Origin of the sequence: Parabacteroides caecihominis (assembly GCF_023656785.1) — a bacterium.
Classification (GTDB): Bacteria; Bacteroidota; Bacteroidia; order Bacteroidales; family Tannerellaceae; genus Parabacteroides; species Parabacteroides segnis.
Genome location: NZ_JAMOKS010000001.1, coordinates 87,535 through 107,375, shown reverse-complemented (window position 1 = coordinate 107,375; position 19,841 = coordinate 87,535). Strand labels below are relative to the sequence as shown.

Genomic DNA, 19,841 nt, shown 5'->3' with positions numbered 1-19,841 from the left:
AGTGGTTTTTATTCGTGTTTGCAATATACGTATAATAATGTGTGTTTACAAGATATTCTTCCGTCTATTTGTTATATTTGTCGTTCATTATGAATGAATTGAAAAGGCAGATAAATACTGTATATTATGATATACATGCTCACTCGGTACAGACTTTTGTGGCAGAGGATGTAGTGGCTTGTTACAATGTAATTGTAGGAAAAGGCACTCTTTCAGATGTATCTTCCGGGCAACCTGTATCCTGCGGTATCCATCCGTGGTATATCCGGGAGGAGGAGGCGGTAGAGCAACTGGCGTGGTTCCGGGAATTGGCCCTGAATGAGCAAGTGATAATGATAGGAGAAGCCGGGCTGGATAAGCAAATATCCATACCGTTTGATTTGCAGGTCAAGGTATTTGAAGAACAGATTCGTGTTTCTGAAGAGTTGAAGAAACCCTTGATCATCCATTGCGTCAGGGCGTGGGAAGAATTGATCGCTATCCGTAAGAAATGCGCTCCGTCTATGCCCTGGATTATTCACGGCTTCCGTAAAAAGGGAGAGCAGGCTGAGCAATTATTGAAACAAGGCTTTTACCTCTCTTTTGGGGAGCACTTCCAGGAATCGGCTTTGCGCAAAGCCTGGCCGGAACGTTTGTTGATTGAAACAGACGAATCCTCCTGTCCTATACAGGAAATCTATCAGCATATCGCTGCTGCCCTTCAAATATCTGTTGATGAGTTGGGTAACCAGGTTGAACTAACAGTACATCGTCTGTTACCGATTCTATGAAGTGCATAATTGTAACAATTTTGCTACAATTATGTAACATTTTCATCACGTTTATGTTCACTTTATGATTTATGTGTCTGCATAAAGTCGTATCTTTGCCCACATTAACTATATAATAATGAATAATTAAAACGATGAATTTTGTTGAAGAATTAAGATGGAGGGGCATGATTCATGATATGATGCCCGGAACAGAAGAGCAGTTACAGAAAGAAATGACTTCTGCGTACGTAGGCATTGACCCGACGGCCGATTCATTACATATCGGACACCTTGTTAGTGTAATGATGCTGAAGCATTTGCAGCGTGCCGGACACCGTCCTATCGCTCTGGTCGGTGGTGCCACCGGTATGATCGGAGACCCTTCAATGAAGTCTGCAGAACGTAATCTGCTGGATGAAGCAACGCTTCGCCACAATCAGGACAGCATCAAAAAACAGTTGTCAAAGTTCCTGGATTTCGATTCAGATGCTCCTAACGCAGCCAAGTTGGTGAACAACTACGACTGGATGAAAGAGTATACCTTCCTGAATTTTATCCGTGATATCGGTAAACACCTGACAGTTAATTATATGATGGCTAAGGATTCTGTAAAGAAACGTCTTAGCTCCGAATCGAGTGTAGGTATGTCCTTCACTGAATTTTCTTACCAGTTGTTGCAGGGATACGATTACCTGTTCCTGTACCAGAACGAAGGTTGCCGCTTGCAGATGGGTGGTTCCGACCAATGGGGTAACATCACTACCGGAACTGAACTGATCCGCCGTAAAACAGGTGGTGAGGCATTCGCCCTGACCTGCCCGCTGATCACAAAGGCCGACGGTGGTAAGTTCGGTAAGACGGAATCGGGTAACGTATGGTTGGACCGTCGTTATACCTCTCCTTACAAATTCTACCAGTTCTGGTTGAACGTAAGCGATGCCGATGCCGCCAGATATATCAAGATCTTCACAGACCTGAGCAAAGAAGAAATAGCCGCATTGGAAGAGGAACAGGCCGCAGCTGCCCACCTTCGTCCGTTGCAGAAACGCCTGGCAAAGGAAATCACTGTAATGGTTCATTCCCTGGAAGATTACGAAGCTGCTGTTGAAGCATCCAATATCCTGTTCGGTAACTCTACCCACGAATCTTTGATGAAGCTCGACGAAGACACGCTGTTGGCCGTATTTGAAGGCGTTCCGCAGTTTGAGATCAGCCGTGACGAACTGAGTGCCGGCGTAAAAGCTATCGACCTGCTCACAGAGAAAGCTGCCGTTTTCGCTTCAAAAGGTGAGATGCGTAAACTGGTGCAGAGTGGCGGTATCAGTGTAAACAAAGAAAAACTGGCTGATGCAGAAACTGTTATCGACTGTTCTTCTCTGTTGAATGAAAAATACCTGCTGGTTCAGAGAGGTAAAAAGAACTATTATCTGCTGATTGCAAAATAAGAAAAATGCTGAAAACGCTTGCAAGGTAAGATTTTATTCTTACCTTTGCATCGCTTTAGATAAAGCGCCGGATTGTCCCATGGTGTAATGGTAGCACTACAGTTTTTGGTTCTGTCTGACGAGGTTCGAGTCCTCGTGGGACAACACAATCTAAATAGACCGTTTATTATCAATATGATAGTAAACGGTTTTTCTTTTGCGGTAAGAATATCAACATCAAAGTAGAATAGTATGGAACAACTGCAGTTGATACAAAGTAAGATATACGAGGTAAGAGGGCAAAAGGTCATGCTGGACTTTGATTTAGCTGAGATGTACGGTACTGAAACAAAATACCTGAAACGATCTGTAAAGAATAATATTAGGCGTTTCCCGGCACCGGACTTTATGTTTGAGTTAACAAAGGATGAGTGGGAGTCTTTAAGGTGCAATTTTAGCACCTTAAACAAAGGTAGAGGGCAGCATCCTAAATACATGCCGTACGCTTTCAGTGAGTTAGGGGTTTCAATGTTGAGTAGTGTTCTCAACTCTGATACGGCTATTGAAATAAACTTACGTTTTTCTTTTAGGGGGCTGAGAATTTGGTACAAATAAAAATAAATGGATATTTTTGAGGCAGTGTTTAAATTATTAATAGTGTGATATGCCTTATTCTTTGTTATCCGATACTGAATTATGGAACCTTTTCCTGAAAGGAGATAAAAAGGCATTGGCTTATATTTATAAAAAGCAATACCGGTTACTGCTTGCTTACGGTATAAAACTTTGTAATGATCCAGAGCTTGTCAGGGATTGTATCCAGGATCTGTTTGTAAAGCTACATACGAATAGAAGTAATCTGAGTGAGACTATAAATATTAATACATACCTTATTTGTGCACTTAAACATCGTTTGTTTAAAGAAGTGTCAAGCTCCGTACAGATGGAAACAATCGAAGATTTTCTCTTCGACTTTACTGCAGATGAAGAGTTTTTTGATCGTTTTGTAGACAATGATGAGGAATGGATGCAGAAAAAGAAGCTTGAGAAAGCTATAAAATTACTGTCTTCGCGTCAGAAGGAAGCAATTTATCTTCGTTTTATTCGCGATCTGTCCTATGAGGAGATAGGAGAGGTGTTGGGGATAAACTATCAGTCTTCCAAAAATTTAGTGTCCCGAACATTGATCAAATTACGTGAATTTTACCTCTCTCTCTAAAGAGGTATTTATCAGAAAGTGTTAAAATTTTGCTTGTCTCATCTTTTTCTTTAAAAAGTTGAGTACTTTTTCCTGTAGAAGGTGTTTTTGATATAAAGACTTAAAAAAATGAAATCTGCTATAGGGAAAGAACCGAAAATACAGTTTGGGAAAATGATCCGTAAACATCTTCTTGCTTATCGTCATTATGAAGCAGATAGGTATGGCGAAGGAGAACGGGAAAGTTGGAACGTAATCACTGAACGTATTGAAAGGATGGAGCGGCATGCGATACGTCGCAGGCTTCTTTATACTGTAGCAGCTGCTGTAGTCCTGTTTGTCGTCGGGGGTATCTCTTTTTGGCTGCATTCAGGCAGGATAGACGGACAATCTATTGAGGAACTCGCACAAACATTAAGTACTCAGGAAACAGGGAATAATAAAATATTGCTTGTTACTACCGGAGAAAAGCTGCTGAATGTAGATGATGATGCCAGCCTGAAATATAAGAGCGATGGAACAGTCATTGTCAATTCTCAGACTGTAGGTCAGGAAGTCAAATCTGATACAAATGAGTCTCCTGTCTATAATCAGATAATTGTGCCTAAAGGGAAGCGGACCCATATTTATTTTGCTGACGGAACGCATATTTATGTGAATTCAGGGACAAAAGTTACTTATCCCGCAGTATTTTCGAAAGAAAAACGTGAGATATATGTAGACGGGGAAGTTTATCTGGAGGTGAAGCGTGATGTAAACCGACCGTTTTATGTGAAGGCGGAAGGCATGAGTGTTCAGGTATTGGGAACCTCATTCGGCGTCTGTGCCTATAAAGAGGATAAAGAATCGTCGGTTGTTTTAGTCTCCGGGAAGGTTGAGGTCGAAACAAATGCAAAACAGAAAGTTACATTAGCGCCTGACGAATTATTCAGCATGAAAAATTCGGAAATAAGTACGCGCAAAGTGGACGCTTCGGAATATGTCTGCTGGACGCAGGGACTGATGATATTTAACAAGGAACCTCTCGATAAGGTGTTCAACCGTTTGTCCCGCTACTATGGACAGGATATCAGATATAAGGGAAGCGTAGGGCAACCGTATTATGTGAGTGGAAAACTGGATCTGAGGGATAGCCTTGAAGAGGTATTGAGACTGGTCACAGGCTTTGCCCCGGTAACATTTGATAAAACAGAAAATGTTATCACAGTGGAACTGATAGAATAAAAATAAAATAAATCCGGAATATTAACCTTTTAAATCGTAATGCCTATGGAGTGAATTTGGAACTGTAAAAACGAACCGGATAATACTGGGAATATTATCCGGCCTGAGTTTTCAATTAAACGTTAGCTGTTAACTATTTATTGTTTAACGAAAAAACATCACAAATGTATGAAAAAAGAACATGCCTTGATAAAAACACTTACCAAAATACCTAAAAGTGTTTTCTTTTTCTGCTTTTTAATAAACCTGAGTATAGGCAGTGTATTTGCTGCCGAAGCATATGCACAGTCGGCTACGCTGACTATGCGGATGAATAATAAATCAATCAAAGAGGTTTTCAATTACATAGAGAAAAACAGTGAATTTGTATTTGTCTATCTGGACAATGTGATTGATTCCCATAAAGTTGTTGATGTAAATGTCGATAATCAGCCTGTAACGGTGATACTCGACCAGTTGTTTAAAGGGACGGATCTCACTTATAAAATTGATAATCGGCAGATACTTGTCAAAAGGAAAGAAGCTGCTACATCTGCATTGCCTTCCGTTCAGCAGTCAATAGATATTTCCGGTGTGATAAAAGATGATACCGGTGAGCCGGTCATTGGTGCCAATATTTTGGTAAAAGGAACTAATAACGGTGTGATAACCGATCCTGACGGGCGTTTTAACCTGAAAATATCGCAGGCGAATGCTATATTGGTAGTTTCTTATATCGGATACCTGTCACAGGAAATACCGGTAGGGAGCCAGCGTACCTTTACTATTGTATTACATCCTTCGACAGAGCATATAGGGGAAGTTGTAGTAACGGCTTTAGGTATCAAACGCGAGACTAAAGCATTGGGATATGCCGTACAGGAAGTTAAAGGCGAATCCCTGACGGAAGCCCGCGAGAATAATGTTCTGAATAGCCTGAGTGGTAAGCTCGCTGGGGTACAGATCAGCCGGAGCGGTAACGGGGAAGGCGGTTCCAGCCGTATAGTCATTCGTGGTAATAACTCCATTGCCGGTAATAATGAACCATTGGTGGTGGTGGATGGTGTCCCTGTCAATAACTTTAACAGTGGAACTTCCGGTATAGATCAGTGGGGTGGTAGTGACGGCGGTAATGGCTTGTCTGATATAAACCCCGATGATATCGAATCGATATCCGTTTTGAAAGGTGCAGCCGCTGCCGCCTTGTACGGAGCACGCGCCGGTAACGGTGTCCTGATGATTACAACCAAGAAGGGTTCCAAAGCAAAAGGACTGGGAATTACCTGGAACTCAAATGTAATGATGGAAACTCCGTTGATTAAACCTAAAATGCAGAACCAGTACGGACAAGGTACGAATGGCATATTCGATGCCAACAGCAATTATAGTTGGGGAGCGAAGATGGAAGGTCAGATGCTGAAAGACTGGACTGGTCAGGAACGCCCTTATTCGCCCTATGATAATGATATCACCGACTTTCTGGGGACCGGTGTGACGACAACAAACACATTGGAAGCAAACGCTGTAAATGAAAAAACATCTTTCCGGGGAACGTTGTCGTATCAACGTATGGATGGGATTATTCCTACCAATTATCAGGATAAATATATGCTGAACTTACGTTCTACGGTCAATCTCAGCAAAAAACTTTCTTTGGATGCTAAAGTCAACTATGTGAAACAGCGTGGTTGGAACCGTCCGCAATTGACAGGCAGCCCGGAGAATATCATGGCTAACTACCTGATGATGCCCCGGAATGTGCATTATTCGGATATGGTTGGTGGTGTAGATGAGAACGGAGTTGTAAAGCGCTGGACGACGGATGAAGCGAACTATGTGTTGAATCCCTATTATACAACCGATTTCAATAAGAATAATAACCAGCGTGACCGTTTTATCGGTTTTCTGGCTTTGCAGTACACCCCTACATCCTGGCTGACCATCAAGTTGCGTCACGGTGAAGATATGTATTGGGAAAAAGGGGATTGGCGCCATGCTTCCGGTACTCCTTATGGAAAATATAACGGAAAAGGTGATTACGGCTTGAATACGGGTGACTTCAGGGAACGAAATACGGATGCTTTGGTAACTGCTTCAAAAGATAACTGGTGGGATTCCGGTTTCTCCGGGAGCCTGAGTGTCGGTGGCAACCTGATGTTCCAGCAAAGTAATTCGTATGCGATGTCGACAGGCTTGTTGGCGATCCCTGATTTCTTTGCGATCAGCAATGGCGAAACGCCTACTCCAAGTAATTATATCACCAAGAAGTCAGTAAATTCAGTATATGGTTTTGCTCAGTTGAGTTATGGAAACTGGGTTTTCGTGGATGTGACAGCCCGCAACGACTGGTCGTCTACACTGCCTTTCAGGAACCGTTCGTTCTTCTACCCTTCAGTAGGGCTTGGCTGGGTTGTGTCGGATATGCTTCGTTCGTATGAAGTGAATGTGCCGGAATGGTTGTCCCTCGCAAAACTGAGAGCCTCCTATGCGGAAGTTGGTAACGATACCGATCCTTACCGCTTACTCACCACTTATGGTATTTATACTGTTATCGATGATATCAAGGGAGCATCGACTGCCAGTACGATCCCATTGGCAGACCTGAAACCGGAGCTGATCAAATCGACCGAGGCTGGTTTCGATATCCGTTTCTTTAATAACCGGTTGGGAGCGGATTTTACCTGGTATAAGAAAAATGCAACCAACCAGATTCTGGCTCTGCCTATCTCCTCGACAACCGGTAAGAGTTCCCGGATGATCAATGCCGGAAATATTCAGAATACAGGTATAGAGATCGTTCTAAGCGGAACTCCGGTTCGGACGAAAGACTTTGAATGGAATGTATCTGTAAATTATTCGAAGAATAGCAATAAGATCAAAGAATTACATCCGGATTCCCGGCGTTTTATCCTGTCGAATACCGATTTCGTGAATGTGGTTGCTACGGAAGGCAGTACGTATGGCGATTTGTACGGGCGGGCTTACCAGCGTGACGAACAAGGGCGTAAGATTATTGATGAGAATGGTCTGCCATTGTTGGAAAGCGATATGAATACTAAAATCGGTAATTATATGCCCAAGTGGACAGGAAGTATGATAAACTCATTTACCTATAAGAATTTATCATTCAGTTTTATGCTGGATATGCGTTATGGTGGTGATATTTTCGTAAACTCTCTGGCTCGTGGTTCCCAATACGGTACAACTGAAATGTCGTTGGCAGGCCGTGACGAATGGTATGCCGGTACAGGTGGTATCGTGGTGGACGGAGTTACTGCCGACGGAAAACAGAATACAGTCGCAGCTAATCCCCAGGCATACTGGGACCGTGTATCTCGTGCTGGTGAAGAATTTATCTACGACGGAACCAATCTTCGGTTACGTGAACTGACTATTGGCTATATGTTCCCTAATAAGATGCTGGCCAAAACTCCGTTTACCAATCTGAAACTGAGTTTTGTAGGTCGTAACCTGTGGCTGATCAAAAACAATATTCCGGGGTATGATCCCGAATCTTCTTACAGTACGGGAAACGGGCAGGGTATTGAATATGCCTCACTGCCATCCATGCGTAGTTTCGGTTTCAACCTGAATGTTTCTTTCTAAACGATTGTTGGATCATTAATAGTATTTGATATGAATATACATATAAAATCATATTTGTTAGGTTTGGCTTTTTGCGGAGTAGCCTTAACCTCGTGCGAGAGTTTCGATAGTATCAACCTCAATCCGAACGACCCGACACCGGAGACCGTCGATCCCACGTTCCTGTTGACTCCGACGATGATAAAAGGAACATTGGATGTAGATATGTATCAGCGCATTCACAACCTGTATGTGGATAATTTCGCGCAGTATTTTGCAAATGATAAATATGCCTCTAACAACTGTGTGCCGGTAGAAAGCTGGACACAGGATTTTTGGAATATGCACTGGCAATGGATCGATGCACTGAATGAAATAATTAAAAACTATTCTGACGATCCCAAATTGGTAAATACCGTTCAGATAGCTCGTATCTGGAAAGTCTGGCTATTTCATAGGGCTACCGATTTGTGGGGGGATATCCCTTATTTTAAGGCTGCCGATGGTTCCGGCCTGGCTGCGCCCTATGATCCTCAGAAAGATATTTATTATGATATGTTCAAGGAGTTGGCGGAAGCGTCTGCCGCATTGGACGTACAAGGGGCGAACCCTGGTAAAGGTGATTTGATATTCAATGGAGATATAACCCGTTGGAAAAGCTTCGCCAATAGTTTGCGGTTGCGTCTTGCCATGCGCCTGACGGAAGTCGACCCGGCGAAAGCGAAAGAAGAAGCCGAAGCCGCTGTGACAGCAGGTGCATTACTCGGATCGAACAACGATAATGTGAAGATCTGGCGTTGCCAGAGTTATATCTTTGACGGACGGTTCTATTATGCGAATGCTCATTTGTTCAACGGGAAACGGCAGACTATGAGTTACTCGATGGAGAAATTGCTGACAGGTTTGGGTGGTATCCCGTTCCCGGAAGGAGAAGGATATACGAATGTACCTGCCTGTGTCGATCCGCGCGGTCCTGTTTATTTTAATGTGACTAACGAGTATAATGGTGCAACTGAAGATTTCCGGGGAAGATGGAAAGGCGTTCCGTCCGGTCTGCCGGTAGCGGAAAGAGAACTTCCCGAGAATTCCCGGACGAATAACTCCCGCATTGGAGTCTATTATGTGAGCGACACGAAGACCCCGGGAGTTCCTTTTACCATCCAGTTTAACCGCGACCAGATTCTGATGTATTACGCCGAAATATGTTTCCTGCGTGCGGAAGGGGCACTCCGTGGCTGGAATATGGGAGGCTCTGCAAAAGAGTTTTATGAAGAAGGGATCAAAGCCTCTATGGCGGAAGCCGGAATTCCGGACGATACTGTCGATAAATATATGAAATCGACAATGCCGAATGCTTACGGGACTACCGTTCCCTTCGATAATAAAGGAACTTCACACGACTCCCAGTTGGAGAAGATCATCACCCAGAAGTATTTTGCGAATTTCCCGGATAACGGTTGGGAAGCCTGGAATGATTATCGTCGTCTGAACATCCCTGATTTGGAGCCGTTTGTTGCTCCCGAACCGGGTTATGTAGTAAAAGCCGGCGAACGTGACTGGCGGGGATCTGTCCGGCGTATTACGTATCCGGCACAGGAAGCTATTGTGAATGAAGATAATTATAATGCAGCGGTATCCCGTATTGGCGAGGATAAAACGACAACCCGTATGTGGTGGGATGCTAAACAATAAATAAAGAATACCATGACGAACATTTCAAGAAGAACATTTATCAAGACCGGGGTCTTTGCTGCCGCCGGTCTTACCATCGTTCCCGGACATGTACTGGGGCGTTCTTTCGGGTTTACAGCACCGAGTGATAAACTGAATATTGCCGGGATCGGAGTCGGTGGAATGGGACGCCGTAACCTGGCGAACATGAGCACGGAGAATATCGTTGCCCTATGTGATGTGGACTGGCACTATGCGGATAAGACCTTTAAGGATTATCCTAATGCCCGCAGGTTCAAAGACTGGAGAGTGATGTTTGATGAGATCGGCAGTTCAATCGATGCTGTAATGGTGGCTACCCCGGACCATACCCATGCCGGTGTGACCGCCCATGCAATTACGCTGGGCAAGCATTGTTATACCCAGAAACCGCTTACACATTCTGTCTATGAATCCCGTCTGCTTACCCGTCTGGCTAAAAAATATAAGGTGGCGACACAAATGGGTAACCAGGGTAACTCTTTCGACTGGTGCCGCCAGGTGGCGGAATGGATACAATCCGGTATAATAGGCGATGTGTATGAAGTACATTGCTGGACCGATCGTCCTATCTGGCCGCAGGGTTTGCAGGAACCGAAAACGGTCGTGAAATGTCCGAAGACGCTGGACTGGGACCTGTTTATCGGCCCTGCCCGGAAACGTCCGTACAATCCCGTTTATACTCCCTGGAACTGGCGTGGCTGGTGGGATTTCGGTACCGGTGCACTGGGCGATATGGCCTGTCATATCATGGACCCGCTTTATTGGGCGCTCGACCTGAAGTATCCGACAAGTGTGATCGGCAGCTCTACTCTTAGCAACCTGTATTCTCCTCCTCATGCCCAGGTGGTGACTTATACCTTCCCGGCACGTCCGCCAAAAGGAAACGTGAAGATGCCGGAGGTGAAAGTATATTGGTATGACGGTGGCCTGATGCCGCCCCGGCCGGAAGAGTTGAAAGACGGGGAGATGATGGGAGATGAGAACGGGGGCATTATCTTCGTCGGAACGAAAGGGAAGATCATGACCGGTTGTTACGGAATGAATCCTACTTTGTTGCCGTTCTCTGCCATGGAGAATTTCAACCAGCCTAAACCGACCATACCTCGTGTCAAAGGAGGTAACGGTGATATCTGGAATACGAATGCACATGAACAGGACTGGATTCGTGCCTGTAAGGAACCGGCGGGTAGTAGAACGGAGGCATCGTCCAACTTCCAGTTCTCCGGACCTTTCAATGAGATGGTTGTGATGGGCGTTCTGGCTGTCCGTCTTTCCGGTTTATACGGCCTCCATCGTGAACTCCAATGGGATGGCGAAAATATGCGTTTTACGAATATTTCCCCCAATGATAAGATAAAGATTGTAACGGTAGACGATTTCAAGGTAATTGACGGAGATCCCCGTTTCGACCGGCGTTATGCCGACTTCAGTGCGGCAGATATGGCATCCGAATGGATCAGGCATACCTACGAAAATGGCTTCTCGTTACCCGATATGCCTGAATAATTCCCCGCCAACAATAAAAAGATAATAGGATGAAACGAATAAAGAAAGTATTATTACCCGTTGTTTGTCTTTTGTTGTTTGCATGCTTTTTGTCTGCCTGCAAACAGACGAAAGCGGAAAAACAAGATTGGAGGATAGCCATACAGTCTTATACATTCCATCTCTTTCCGTTGACGGAAGCGTTGGATAAAACTCAGGAACTGGGAGTGAAGTATATAGAAGTATATCCGGGCCATAAGTTGGGCGGAAAGTGGGGCGATAAAGTCTTTGGTTTCGACCTGGATGCCCAGACCCGGAAAGAACTCAAAGAACTGGCTGCTTCCAAAGGTATAAAGATCATAGCAACGGGTGTGTATGTGGCCAACAAGTCGGAAGACTGGGAGAAGATGTTCAGGTTTGCAAAAGATATGGACATGGAGTTTATCACCTGCGAACCTGCTTTAAACGACTGGGACCTCGTAGAAAAACTGGCTGAGCAGTACGGCATAAAAATCTCTGTGCACAACCACCCGCAACCATCCGATTACTGGAATCCGGATAACCTGTTGCAAGCGATTGCCGGCCGTAGCAAGCAGATCGGTTCCTGTGCGGACGTCGGCCATTGGCGTCGTGAGGGCCTGAACCAGCTGGATTGCCTGAAAAAACTCGAAGGACGCCTCATTTCTCTCCATTTCAAAGACATTGCAGCAAAACAGGAAGGAGAAAAAGAGCAACACGACGTAATCTGGGGAACTGGTATCCTCGACGTGAAAGGAATGTTACAGGAGCTGAAACGGCAGCATTTTAAAGGCGTTTTCTCTATTGAATACGAATACAACTGGGAAAATTCCGTACCGGACATAAAAGAGTGCATCCGGTATTTCAATGAACTGACCGAATAAGTAAGGATATAGAATAATATCCCGTTCACATAAAAAATGAGGTTCAAAGCTATTTTTATTATAGTCTTTGTATCTCATTTTTTTATTTTCGTTTTCTAGGCTATAGAAATTAAAGGATTCAGGCTATTCTCTCGTTTTAGGTATTGGTATGAAGTTCTTGAGGAACTAATATATTTCTCCCACCGCAAATATAATCTATTTATATTATAAATAGTTAATTCAGGTAGGAAAATCCATTGATCTGTTATAAACAGAAAAATAATATTTAAAAATGAATATTCGAAGATAATTGCACTATTCTCCTTAGGTGCCTGATTTCAAGCCTCTTATCTCAAAATAATGCCATAGTTCCTCAAGAACTTGGTATTACCACTGATAGATATTGTTGTTAATTAAGACTTATATAACTTGGGGCCTATTGATATACATAGAATAAAGGAAGGAGATCAGGAAGCTTTTAAAAGATTCTTTGTTCACTTTTATCCGAAACTGCTGTCGTTGGCTTGTCGTTTTGTGGATGAACAGGCAGCGAAAGATCTGGTGCAGGATATCTTTACATTCTATTGGGAACAAAAACAACAAATCGATGTAAATAGTGTACAGTCCTATCTCTTTAAATCCCTTCAAAATCGCTGTCTGAATTATTTGAAACATCAAATGGTCGTAGAAGAGTATAATGCTAAAATACGAATAGCCGAAGCACGTATCGCTTTTCTAAATGACCGGACCGATTCAAATGATGTACTGAAACAAGTGATCGATTGTGATATTCGTGAACAGATCGAAGCTTCCGTGAAAAAATTACCACCTAAAGCGGCAGAAGTGTTCCGGTTGTGTTATTATGAGGATTTGCCGCATAAAGAAATTGCTGATAAGCTTGGAATATCACCACGTACGGTAGCAGTTCATGTCCGTAATGCAGTACTTTTCCTGCGGGAAGATTTAAAAGATTTGCTGATACTATATATCGCCTTTTGCCGGATTATAAATTAATTTGAACTTTTTTCATTTTTGACTACGTAGTTTCCGATGCCCCAGTTGTCTTCTTTATATAAACGATAAGAAAGATCTATGAATGAGGAAATACTAATACGATTTTTGACCCACCGATGTACTTCGGAAGAAATAAAGGTGGTCGATCAATGGATTGCTTCTGATCAGGCAAATGCTGATTGGCTGTTTGAGATGGAGCGTATCTGGAGTTTGAAAGACCAGCTACGTTTTTCCGACAAACAAGAGGTCGAAAGGGCCTATGCACGTTTTATGTCCGGATTGCAGGAAAAGGAAGTAAAAGTGGAAATAAGCCGGAGACGTCCTGTTTATATTTCATGGATGAAATATGCTGCAGCAATTGTGTTGATCGGATTATTAAGTACTAATCTTTATTTTTTATGGCAGGAACAGCCCTCTTCCATGAATACGATTGAAGTCCCTAATGGTCAAAGGGCTTCTTTAACCTTATCCGATGGTACAAAAGTCTGGCTGAATTCTCATAGTAAATTTACCTATCCTGCTCAGTTTTCATCAAAGAAGCGGGATGTTAAGCTTGAAGGCGAGGGCTTTTTTGAAGTCGCACATAATGAAAAAGCGCCGTTTATCGTACATGCTGATTTACTCCAGGTAAAAGTATTGGGCACGAAGTTTAATGTGAGAGCATACAATGAAGAACCGTCTTCCATAACGTTGGCAGAAGGAAAAGTGGAAGTCGCTACAAATGACAATGAACATAAAGTAACTCTAAGACCGAATGAGCAGGTTACCTATTCTAAAGATGACGGCCTGGTAGTCAATAAAACGGTCAACGCCTCTTTAGTCAAATCGTGGACGGTGGGCGAAGCGGCTTATATTAATAAACAACTGATCGATATTGTAGTTGATCTGGAACGTCGTTTCAATGTTCATATCACAGTGAAAGATCTGGAACTCAATACGGAATTATTTACTTGCCGTTTCAAGGAAACAGCCAAAATAAATCAGATACTTACCCTATTGAAAGATACCCGCAAACTGGATTATAAAATTCAGGGGGATCAGATACAGATTTATAAACCTATAAAATGAGAATGCTTATGAAGAAGACATGGATGTTATAAAAATGAAGAACCGAAGATGCTGCAAACATCCCCGGTTCGGATTAAGCGAGTAACGCATTAGAGACAACCTAAATTTATTACTAACTAATCATTTACAAATGTATGAATTTTATTAAGAAGTGTATGCCATGCGGTACGCATAAATCGTCATGGCTCCGGAAAAGTCTATTTATTATGAGGTGTATCTTATTGTTTTTATTATTGGGTACAATGCAAATCACGGCGAGTGTCACTTACTCGCAATCGGTAAAACTATCGTTGAACGTGGAGAACATGACAGTGCAGGATGTCTTGTCAATGATAGAGCAGAAAAGTTCATTCTATTTTACTTACAACCTGAATCAGGTAAATGTAAACCGTAAAGTATCTGTTAATGTAAAGAATAAACTGGTGACGGATATTCTGGATGAAATATTCAAAAGTGAGAATATCCGGTATACGATCAGTGATAAACATATTGTATTATACAGAGCTGATAAGTCTGAATTACCAGGTGTGAATCAGAAACTTAAAACGATAACAGGAGTCGTGTCCGATAATAACGGCGAACCTATTATCGGTGCAAACGTGTCCATTCCGGGAACAAGCACAGGAACAACTACGGATATGGACGGAAAGTTTACCTTGGAAGTGCCCGACAATGCAACAATTGAAATCTCTTATATTGGTTATATAACCCAAAGAATATCTGTAAGTAAAAAAAATAATTTTTCGATTATTCTGAAAGAAGACACCCAGGCTTTGGAAGAGGTGGTCGTAGTGGGTTATACTACTCAGAAGAAAGGGCTGTTGGCTGGATCTGTTGAGACAACCAAATTCACGGAATCGTTGGCACAGATTCCGACAAACAGTGCCGCACAGTCGTTGGTCGGTAAAATGGCAGGTGTGCATATCTCCGTTCCTTCCGGTAAGCCGGGCGAACAGGCAAGTGTAGGAGTACGTACCGGTACGACGTGGAATTCCTCACCGATGTTGTTTGTAATTGACGGGATTGTACGTGATGCGGAAACGTTCAATAATTTAAGCCCGAATGAAATTGAATCGGTAAGCGTGTTGAAGGATGCCGCTTCGGCTGCTGTTTATGGAGCACGTTCGGATGCAGGGGTTATTTTGGTTACGACACGTTCCGGAATTTCAGGGAAGATATCGGTTAACTATACAGCCAACTTCTCTGCCGATTTTGCTACGCAAGAAGTAGCTTTGACGAATCTTTATCAGCAAGGTATGGCTATTAATCAGGCATACAAAAACTTCGGCTTGACTGCTCCCCAAGGTTCAGGTTGGAGCGATGAAGAGTTGGAATGGGCCAAAAACCTTCCCGGGCAAGGGTTTAACATGCTTGATGACACATGGCATACACCTTACGTGATGAATCATGCGTTAAGCGTCAGCGGCGGTTCGGAAAAAATTAAATTCTTTGGGGCAGCCAACTACTATACACAGAGTGGTTTCATGGAGTCAACCGACTATAATAAGTTGAATATACGTTTGAATGTGACGGCTAACATAACCGACGATTTGCAATTGTACGCTTCTGTTGCCAATACAAATACAAACTATGCTTCTTCACCGACAGAAGGTACGGACGCGACTTACACGAAAGCACGTGTATCATTTGAATATATGCCTTCACGTTCTCCAGACGGTAAGTGGATTGGCGATGGATGGGCATACGGTAACCCGGCTGCGGCTGCCGAAGGTGCTTCCGGTTACAGAAAAAATAGCTGGATACGACCCGAAGCCAACGTCAGCTTGACTTATAAATTACCATGGATAGAAGGAATGAGCGTAAAGGCTTCTTATTTGGGAAGTTGGAACTCATCGCGTGGTAAAGACTACACTGAGCTGCAAAGGTTTTATTATCCGATAAAATCGGGTGAAAACAACCATATCATCGATGTAAACAATTTGACTAATTATTATGTCAGCAATGAAGGTGCCGGTGTTTCTGCTTCGGGCAATTGGTGGACTTACCAACAGTTGAACTTCCAGGTTAATTACGATAAACGTTGGGGAGATCATCATGTGAATGCGGCTGCCGTATACGAAGCTTCGAACTACAATCACTATTATGTATATGGTAGACGCGAACAGTTCCCGTTGTACCAGACCGACCAGTTCTGGGCAGCCGGTTCTTCTGCCGATAAACAGTTCTCCAATGGTGGTCCTGATACAGACGGTGGGCGTGCTTCTTGGGTATTTATCGGTGGTTACGATTATGCCAACAAATATATCTTGAATTTCTCTGTACGTTATGACGGTTCAATGAACTTTGCTCCGAGCGAACGTTGGGGTGTGTTCCCGGCTGTATCGGCTGCTTGGGTTGCATCTGAAGAAAGTTTCTTGAAAGATGTTGAATGGCTTGACTTCTTGAAGTTGCGTGGATCTGCTGCCTTAACAGGTAATGACGCTGTCGGTGGATGGCAGTGGCAGACCAGTTATAAGAATGGTGGTAACTACATGTTTGGTGAAAATGCTGCTGTGAATAATGGTTTGCAGTATGGAAATTTGGTGAATGAATTTCTGACTTGGGAAAAATCTACCGGTATCAACGTCGGTGTAGATTACCGTTTCTTAGGTCACCTGCACGGTGCTGTTGAATATTGGCACAAGCATACGTATGATATCTTGGGTAACCGCCAAAATTCGCTTCCAACCACTTTCTCCAAGACGATGCCGGCTGAAAACTACGGTGTGATCAACGGACAAGGTTTCGATTTCAGTGTAGGATGGGAAGATAAGACAGGTAATGTCAATTGGCATGCCGGTTTGAACTTGTCATACGGATGGAACAATGTAAAGGTTCAGGATTATGCTGCCGGTTTGTTGGATTGGGAAATCCCCGTAGGTAAAGACCGTAGTTATATTGCTGCCTATGAAGGACGTATCCTCCGTTCGCAAGCGGAAGTAGATGCTTTCAAAAAGGAAAATCCTAATTATGTCATGCCTTCAGGTGGTGGCGTAGATCTTCGTCCCGGTTCGTTCGTCTATATTGACAAGAGTGGTCCTGACGGCGTGAAAGACGGTATTATCAACAAGTATGATAAGGATATCCTATACAACAACAATAACCCGGTTTATATGGGCTTGAATTTGGGTGCTACTTGGAAGGGACTTTCTGTAGAAGCTACTTTCACTGGTAAATTCCATAATTATAAAAACTTTGGTGTAATAGGAGATTACCATGACAACCAGATGTGGAATATGGAGTGGATTGAAAATTCTTGGACTCCGGAAAACCCCAATGCAGACCTGCCTATGTTGGCTCCGCGTGACTATCGTTCATATGGTTGGACAGATGTTGATTTCTTCTGGAAGAAGGCTAACTATATCCGCCTTTCCAATTTAAATATCGGTTACACGTTTAATTTTGCCCAGCCTCTAGGTAACGCAATCTCTAGTATCAAGCTGTTTGCAACAGGTACGAACTTATTCTACATCTCTGGATTCGGTCACTGGGATCCGGAATTGAACCCAGGATGGAGCGGTGTTGGTTATCCTGTAATGAGAACCTTTGGTGGTGGTGTTAGTGTTAATTTCTAAAAATAAAATCTATGAACAATTTCAATATAATAAAAAGAAGCGGTCGTAAATTTTTGACTTTATCGGCATGCGTATTGGCGTTGTCTTCTTGTCAGTTAGATTACGAGAACAAATCTGCAATTAATCCGGATAATGTATGGCAGAATGAAACAATGATCCAGGCATATCTGACCGATATCTATAGCGGCATGGTGCCGGGATGGTCTTCTACGTCTGATACCGACACGGATCTTACAACGGATTCAAACGATAGCATGAGCGAGTGGTTGCGTGGGGTAAACATTTCAGCTTCCAGCCGTGGGATCGATTTTAATTATACAATTATTGATAAGATTAACTACTTGCTTGAGCAGTTGGAGACAGTGCCCGAAAGTGTCATGGCGCTTAAAGATAAAGATGCTGTGGCAGTACAAGCCAAGTTTTGGAGGGCTTACCGGTATTGGTCTTACGTAAAGGATTTGGGTGGTGTTCCTCTGATCCTTAAATCGCAGGATGTGAACGATCTGCCTTCGTTGATGGTGAAGCGTAGTTCTACTTCTGAATGTATGGCGCAGATTGTGAAAGACTTGGATGAGGCTATCCAGGGCTTGCCAGACCGTTGGTCGGGTACTGATTACGGTCGTATAGACAAATGTGCTGCCATGGCTTTCAAAGGACGCGTGCAAATGTGGTATGCTAGTAAGTTATTCAACCGTTCCAATGATAAGGGACGTTGGGAAACAGCCTATACAACCAATAAGGAAGCTCTAGAACTGGCTGAAAAGAGTGGCTATAAATTGATGGATAAATTTGGCGACATTTGGTTGACGAAAGGGAAATCTAATACGGAAGCCTTAATTTATAGAAATTACAAATATCCGGATTCGTATTATGACATGAACCAATATCTTCCTGAAGATATTACCCATGGATGGGCATGCCGTCAAGTACCGCAGACACCTCAACTTCTTGCATTCCCGTTGAAGGATGGCTCTTCTATGGCTATCTACGAAAATGAAGAGTATAAGAGCCAGAAACTGGATGTAAACCGCCTTTCTACGGATGCTGCCTACAATGCTGAAATTCTTGATAAATTGGTGAACGGAATGGATTCGCGTTTCTACGACTCTTATTCAGTTCCGGGTTGTGATTTTCCGTCATTGGAGATTCCTGCCGGGCAGTATTTCTGGACTTCATATGTGAAGACAGAAACGTTCTATAAAGCGATGTCCAACATACAGTTGGAACGTAATGCCGGAACTACCCATTATGGTTCATTCTTCCCGTTAAAGGCCATTACGCCGGGATTGAATAATGCAGATTCATATAAAGGTGAAAATAATGCCATCGCTTTGCGTTTGGGTGAAGTTTACTTGAACCTTGCCGAATGTGCTGCTGAAGCGGGTCATATAAATGAAGCGTTGGGTTATGTAGCAGCAATCCGTAAACGTGCTGGTATCGATAAAGGTGCGGGCGCTATCGGGTATGGACTGGATGTGTATAATACGCTCGAAGGGGTTCGTCGTTTGTTATACAACGAACGTGCTGCTGAGTTGTCTCAAGAAAACCTCCGTTATGACGACCTCCGCCGTTGGATGAATTTCGACAACATCAATGCCCAGAAGCATTACAACAACCTGTATGTAGTATTTAACGGGGATGAGGAAGATGCTAAAGGATTCGAATGGACACGTACGTTGAAAGATGCAGACACGCAGAAGTTCTTCCATATTGATTTCGTGCCTAATGTGAAGCAAGTTGAAGTTTCCACGTTTAATATCTCTACCAAGCATTGGTTCGGTGCCATTGGGGACAAGACTATGGGAGCAAACTTCGACAATGATATGTCACAACAAAACAATGAATGGGGTGGCTCATTTGATCCATTGAAGTAATACTAAAAACTCATTATTTTTATAGCGGAGTAGAAGATATTTGTCTTAATGATCTTTTACTCCGTTTTT

At 43.2% G+C, this 19,841-nt stretch carries 12 protein-coding genes and 1 pseudogene; all 13 read left to right on the top strand.

Annotated features, from left to right (window positions below):
* Nucleotides 1-89: 89 nt before the first annotated feature.
* The 13 genes and pseudogenes from NBH14_RS00255 (at nucleotide 90) to NBH14_RS00195 (ending at nucleotide 19,772) form a co-directional block, all read left to right on the top strand.
* The gene (locus NBH14_RS00255; protein ID WP_186957867.1) at nucleotides 90-770 is read left to right on the top strand and encodes a TatD family hydrolase; all 681 of its coding nucleotides are present in this window, start codon (nucleotides 90-92) and stop codon (nucleotides 768-770) included.
* 134 nt (nucleotides 771-904) lie between these two features.
* Nucleotides 905-2,197 (top strand): tyrosine--tRNA ligase, encoded by a 1,293-nt coding sequence (gene tyrS / locus NBH14_RS00250; protein WP_186957866.1) that lies wholly within the window; start codon nucleotides 905-907, stop codon nucleotides 2,195-2,197.
* A 231-nt stretch (nucleotides 2,198-2,428) separates the two neighbouring features.
* Nucleotides 2,429-2,752: pseudogene (locus tag NBH14_RS00245) on the top strand (ORF6N domain-containing protein); the annotation flags it as partial.
* Nucleotides 2,753-2,840: 88 nt separating this feature from the next.
* Nucleotides 2,841-3,395, top strand: a complete 555-nt coding sequence (locus tag NBH14_RS00240) for an RNA polymerase sigma factor (protein WP_009860396.1) — start codon at nucleotides 2,841-2,843, stop codon at nucleotides 3,393-3,395.
* A gap of 108 nt (nucleotides 3,396-3,503) precedes the next feature.
* Nucleotides 3,504-4,598, top strand: a complete 1,095-nt coding sequence (locus tag NBH14_RS00235) for a FecR family protein (protein WP_186957865.1) — start codon at nucleotides 3,504-3,506, stop codon at nucleotides 4,596-4,598.
* A gap of 168 nt (nucleotides 4,599-4,766) precedes the next feature.
* The gene (locus NBH14_RS00230; RefSeq protein ID WP_186957864.1) at nucleotides 4,767-8,183 is read left to right on the top strand and encodes a SusC/RagA family TonB-linked outer membrane protein; all 3,417 of its coding nucleotides are present in this window, start codon (nucleotides 4,767-4,769) and stop codon (nucleotides 8,181-8,183) included.
* Nucleotides 8,184-8,213: 30 nt separating this feature from the next.
* Nucleotides 8,214-9,854, top strand: a complete 1,641-nt coding sequence (locus tag NBH14_RS00225; RefSeq protein ID WP_186957863.1) for a SusD/RagB family nutrient-binding outer membrane lipoprotein — start codon at nucleotides 8,214-8,216, stop codon at nucleotides 9,852-9,854.
* Between the two features lie 12 nt (nucleotides 9,855-9,866).
* Nucleotides 9,867-11,381: a glycoside 3-dehydrogenase gene (locus NBH14_RS00220; RefSeq protein WP_186957862.1), complete on the top strand. Its 1,515-nt coding sequence runs from the start codon at nucleotides 9,867-9,869 to the stop codon at nucleotides 11,379-11,381.
* Nucleotides 11,382-11,410: 29 nt separating this feature from the next.
* Nucleotides 11,411-12,262 carry a sugar phosphate isomerase/epimerase family protein gene (locus tag NBH14_RS00215; RefSeq protein WP_186957861.1) on the top strand — a complete coding sequence of 284 codons (852 nt, stop codon included), beginning with the start codon at nucleotides 11,411-11,413 and terminating at the stop codon, nucleotides 12,260-12,262.
* Nucleotides 12,263-12,670: 408 nt separating this feature from the next.
* Nucleotides 12,671-13,255 carry an RNA polymerase sigma-70 factor gene (locus NBH14_RS00210; protein WP_186957860.1) on the top strand — a complete coding sequence of 195 codons (585 nt, stop codon included), beginning with the start codon at nucleotides 12,671-12,673 and terminating at the stop codon, nucleotides 13,253-13,255.
* A gap of 78 nt (nucleotides 13,256-13,333) precedes the next feature.
* Entirely contained in the window at nucleotides 13,334-14,323 is a 990-nt protein-coding gene (locus NBH14_RS00205) for a FecR family protein (RefSeq protein ID WP_186957859.1), read from the top strand.
* A 206-nt stretch (nucleotides 14,324-14,529) separates the two neighbouring features.
* On the top strand, nucleotides 14,530-17,898 hold the full coding sequence (locus tag NBH14_RS00200; protein ID WP_250817014.1) for a TonB-dependent receptor: 3,369 nt from the start codon (nucleotides 14,530-14,532) through the stop codon (nucleotides 17,896-17,898).
* An 11-nt stretch (nucleotides 17,899-17,909) separates the two neighbouring features.
* A complete protein-coding gene (locus NBH14_RS00195) occupies nucleotides 17,910-19,772 on the top strand; it encodes a RagB/SusD family nutrient uptake outer membrane protein (RefSeq protein WP_186957856.1) in 1,863 nt (620 codons plus the stop codon).
* The last annotated feature ends 69 nt before the right edge of the window (nucleotides 19,773-19,841 follow it).

What these genes read in the sequence shown, in the direction of transcription:
- NBH14_RS00195 (WP_186957856.1), top strand. Translation starts at nt 17,910, where the DNA reads ATGAACAATTTCAATATAATAAAAAGAAGCGGTCGTAAATTTTTGACT.
- NBH14_RS00240 (WP_009860396.1), top strand. Translation starts at nt 2,841, where the DNA reads ATGCCTTATTCTTTGTTATCCGATACTGAATTATGGAACCTTTTCCTG.
- tyrS (WP_186957866.1), top strand. Translation starts at nt 905, where the DNA reads ATGAATTTTGTTGAAGAATTAAGATGGAGGGGCATGATTCATGATATG.
- NBH14_RS00205 (WP_186957859.1), top strand. Translation starts at nt 13,334, where the DNA reads ATGAATGAGGAAATACTAATACGATTTTTGACCCACCGATGTACTTCG.
- NBH14_RS00215 (WP_186957861.1), top strand. Translation starts at nt 11,411, where the DNA reads ATGAAACGAATAAAGAAAGTATTATTACCCGTTGTTTGTCTTTTGTTG.
- NBH14_RS00200 (WP_250817014.1), top strand. Translation starts at nt 14,530, where the DNA reads ATGAGGTGTATCTTATTGTTTTTATTATTGGGTACAATGCAAATCACG.
- NBH14_RS00235 (WP_186957865.1), top strand. Translation starts at nt 3,504, where the DNA reads ATGAAATCTGCTATAGGGAAAGAACCGAAAATACAGTTTGGGAAAATG.
- NBH14_RS00225 (WP_186957863.1), top strand. Translation starts at nt 8,214, where the DNA reads ATGAATATACATATAAAATCATATTTGTTAGGTTTGGCTTTTTGCGGA.
- NBH14_RS00220 (WP_186957862.1), top strand. Translation starts at nt 9,867, where the DNA reads ATGACGAACATTTCAAGAAGAACATTTATCAAGACCGGGGTCTTTGCT.
- NBH14_RS00230 (WP_186957864.1), top strand. Translation starts at nt 4,767, where the DNA reads ATGAAAAAAGAACATGCCTTGATAAAAACACTTACCAAAATACCTAAA.
- NBH14_RS00255 (WP_186957867.1), top strand. Translation starts at nt 90, where the DNA reads ATGAATGAATTGAAAAGGCAGATAAATACTGTATATTATGATATACAT.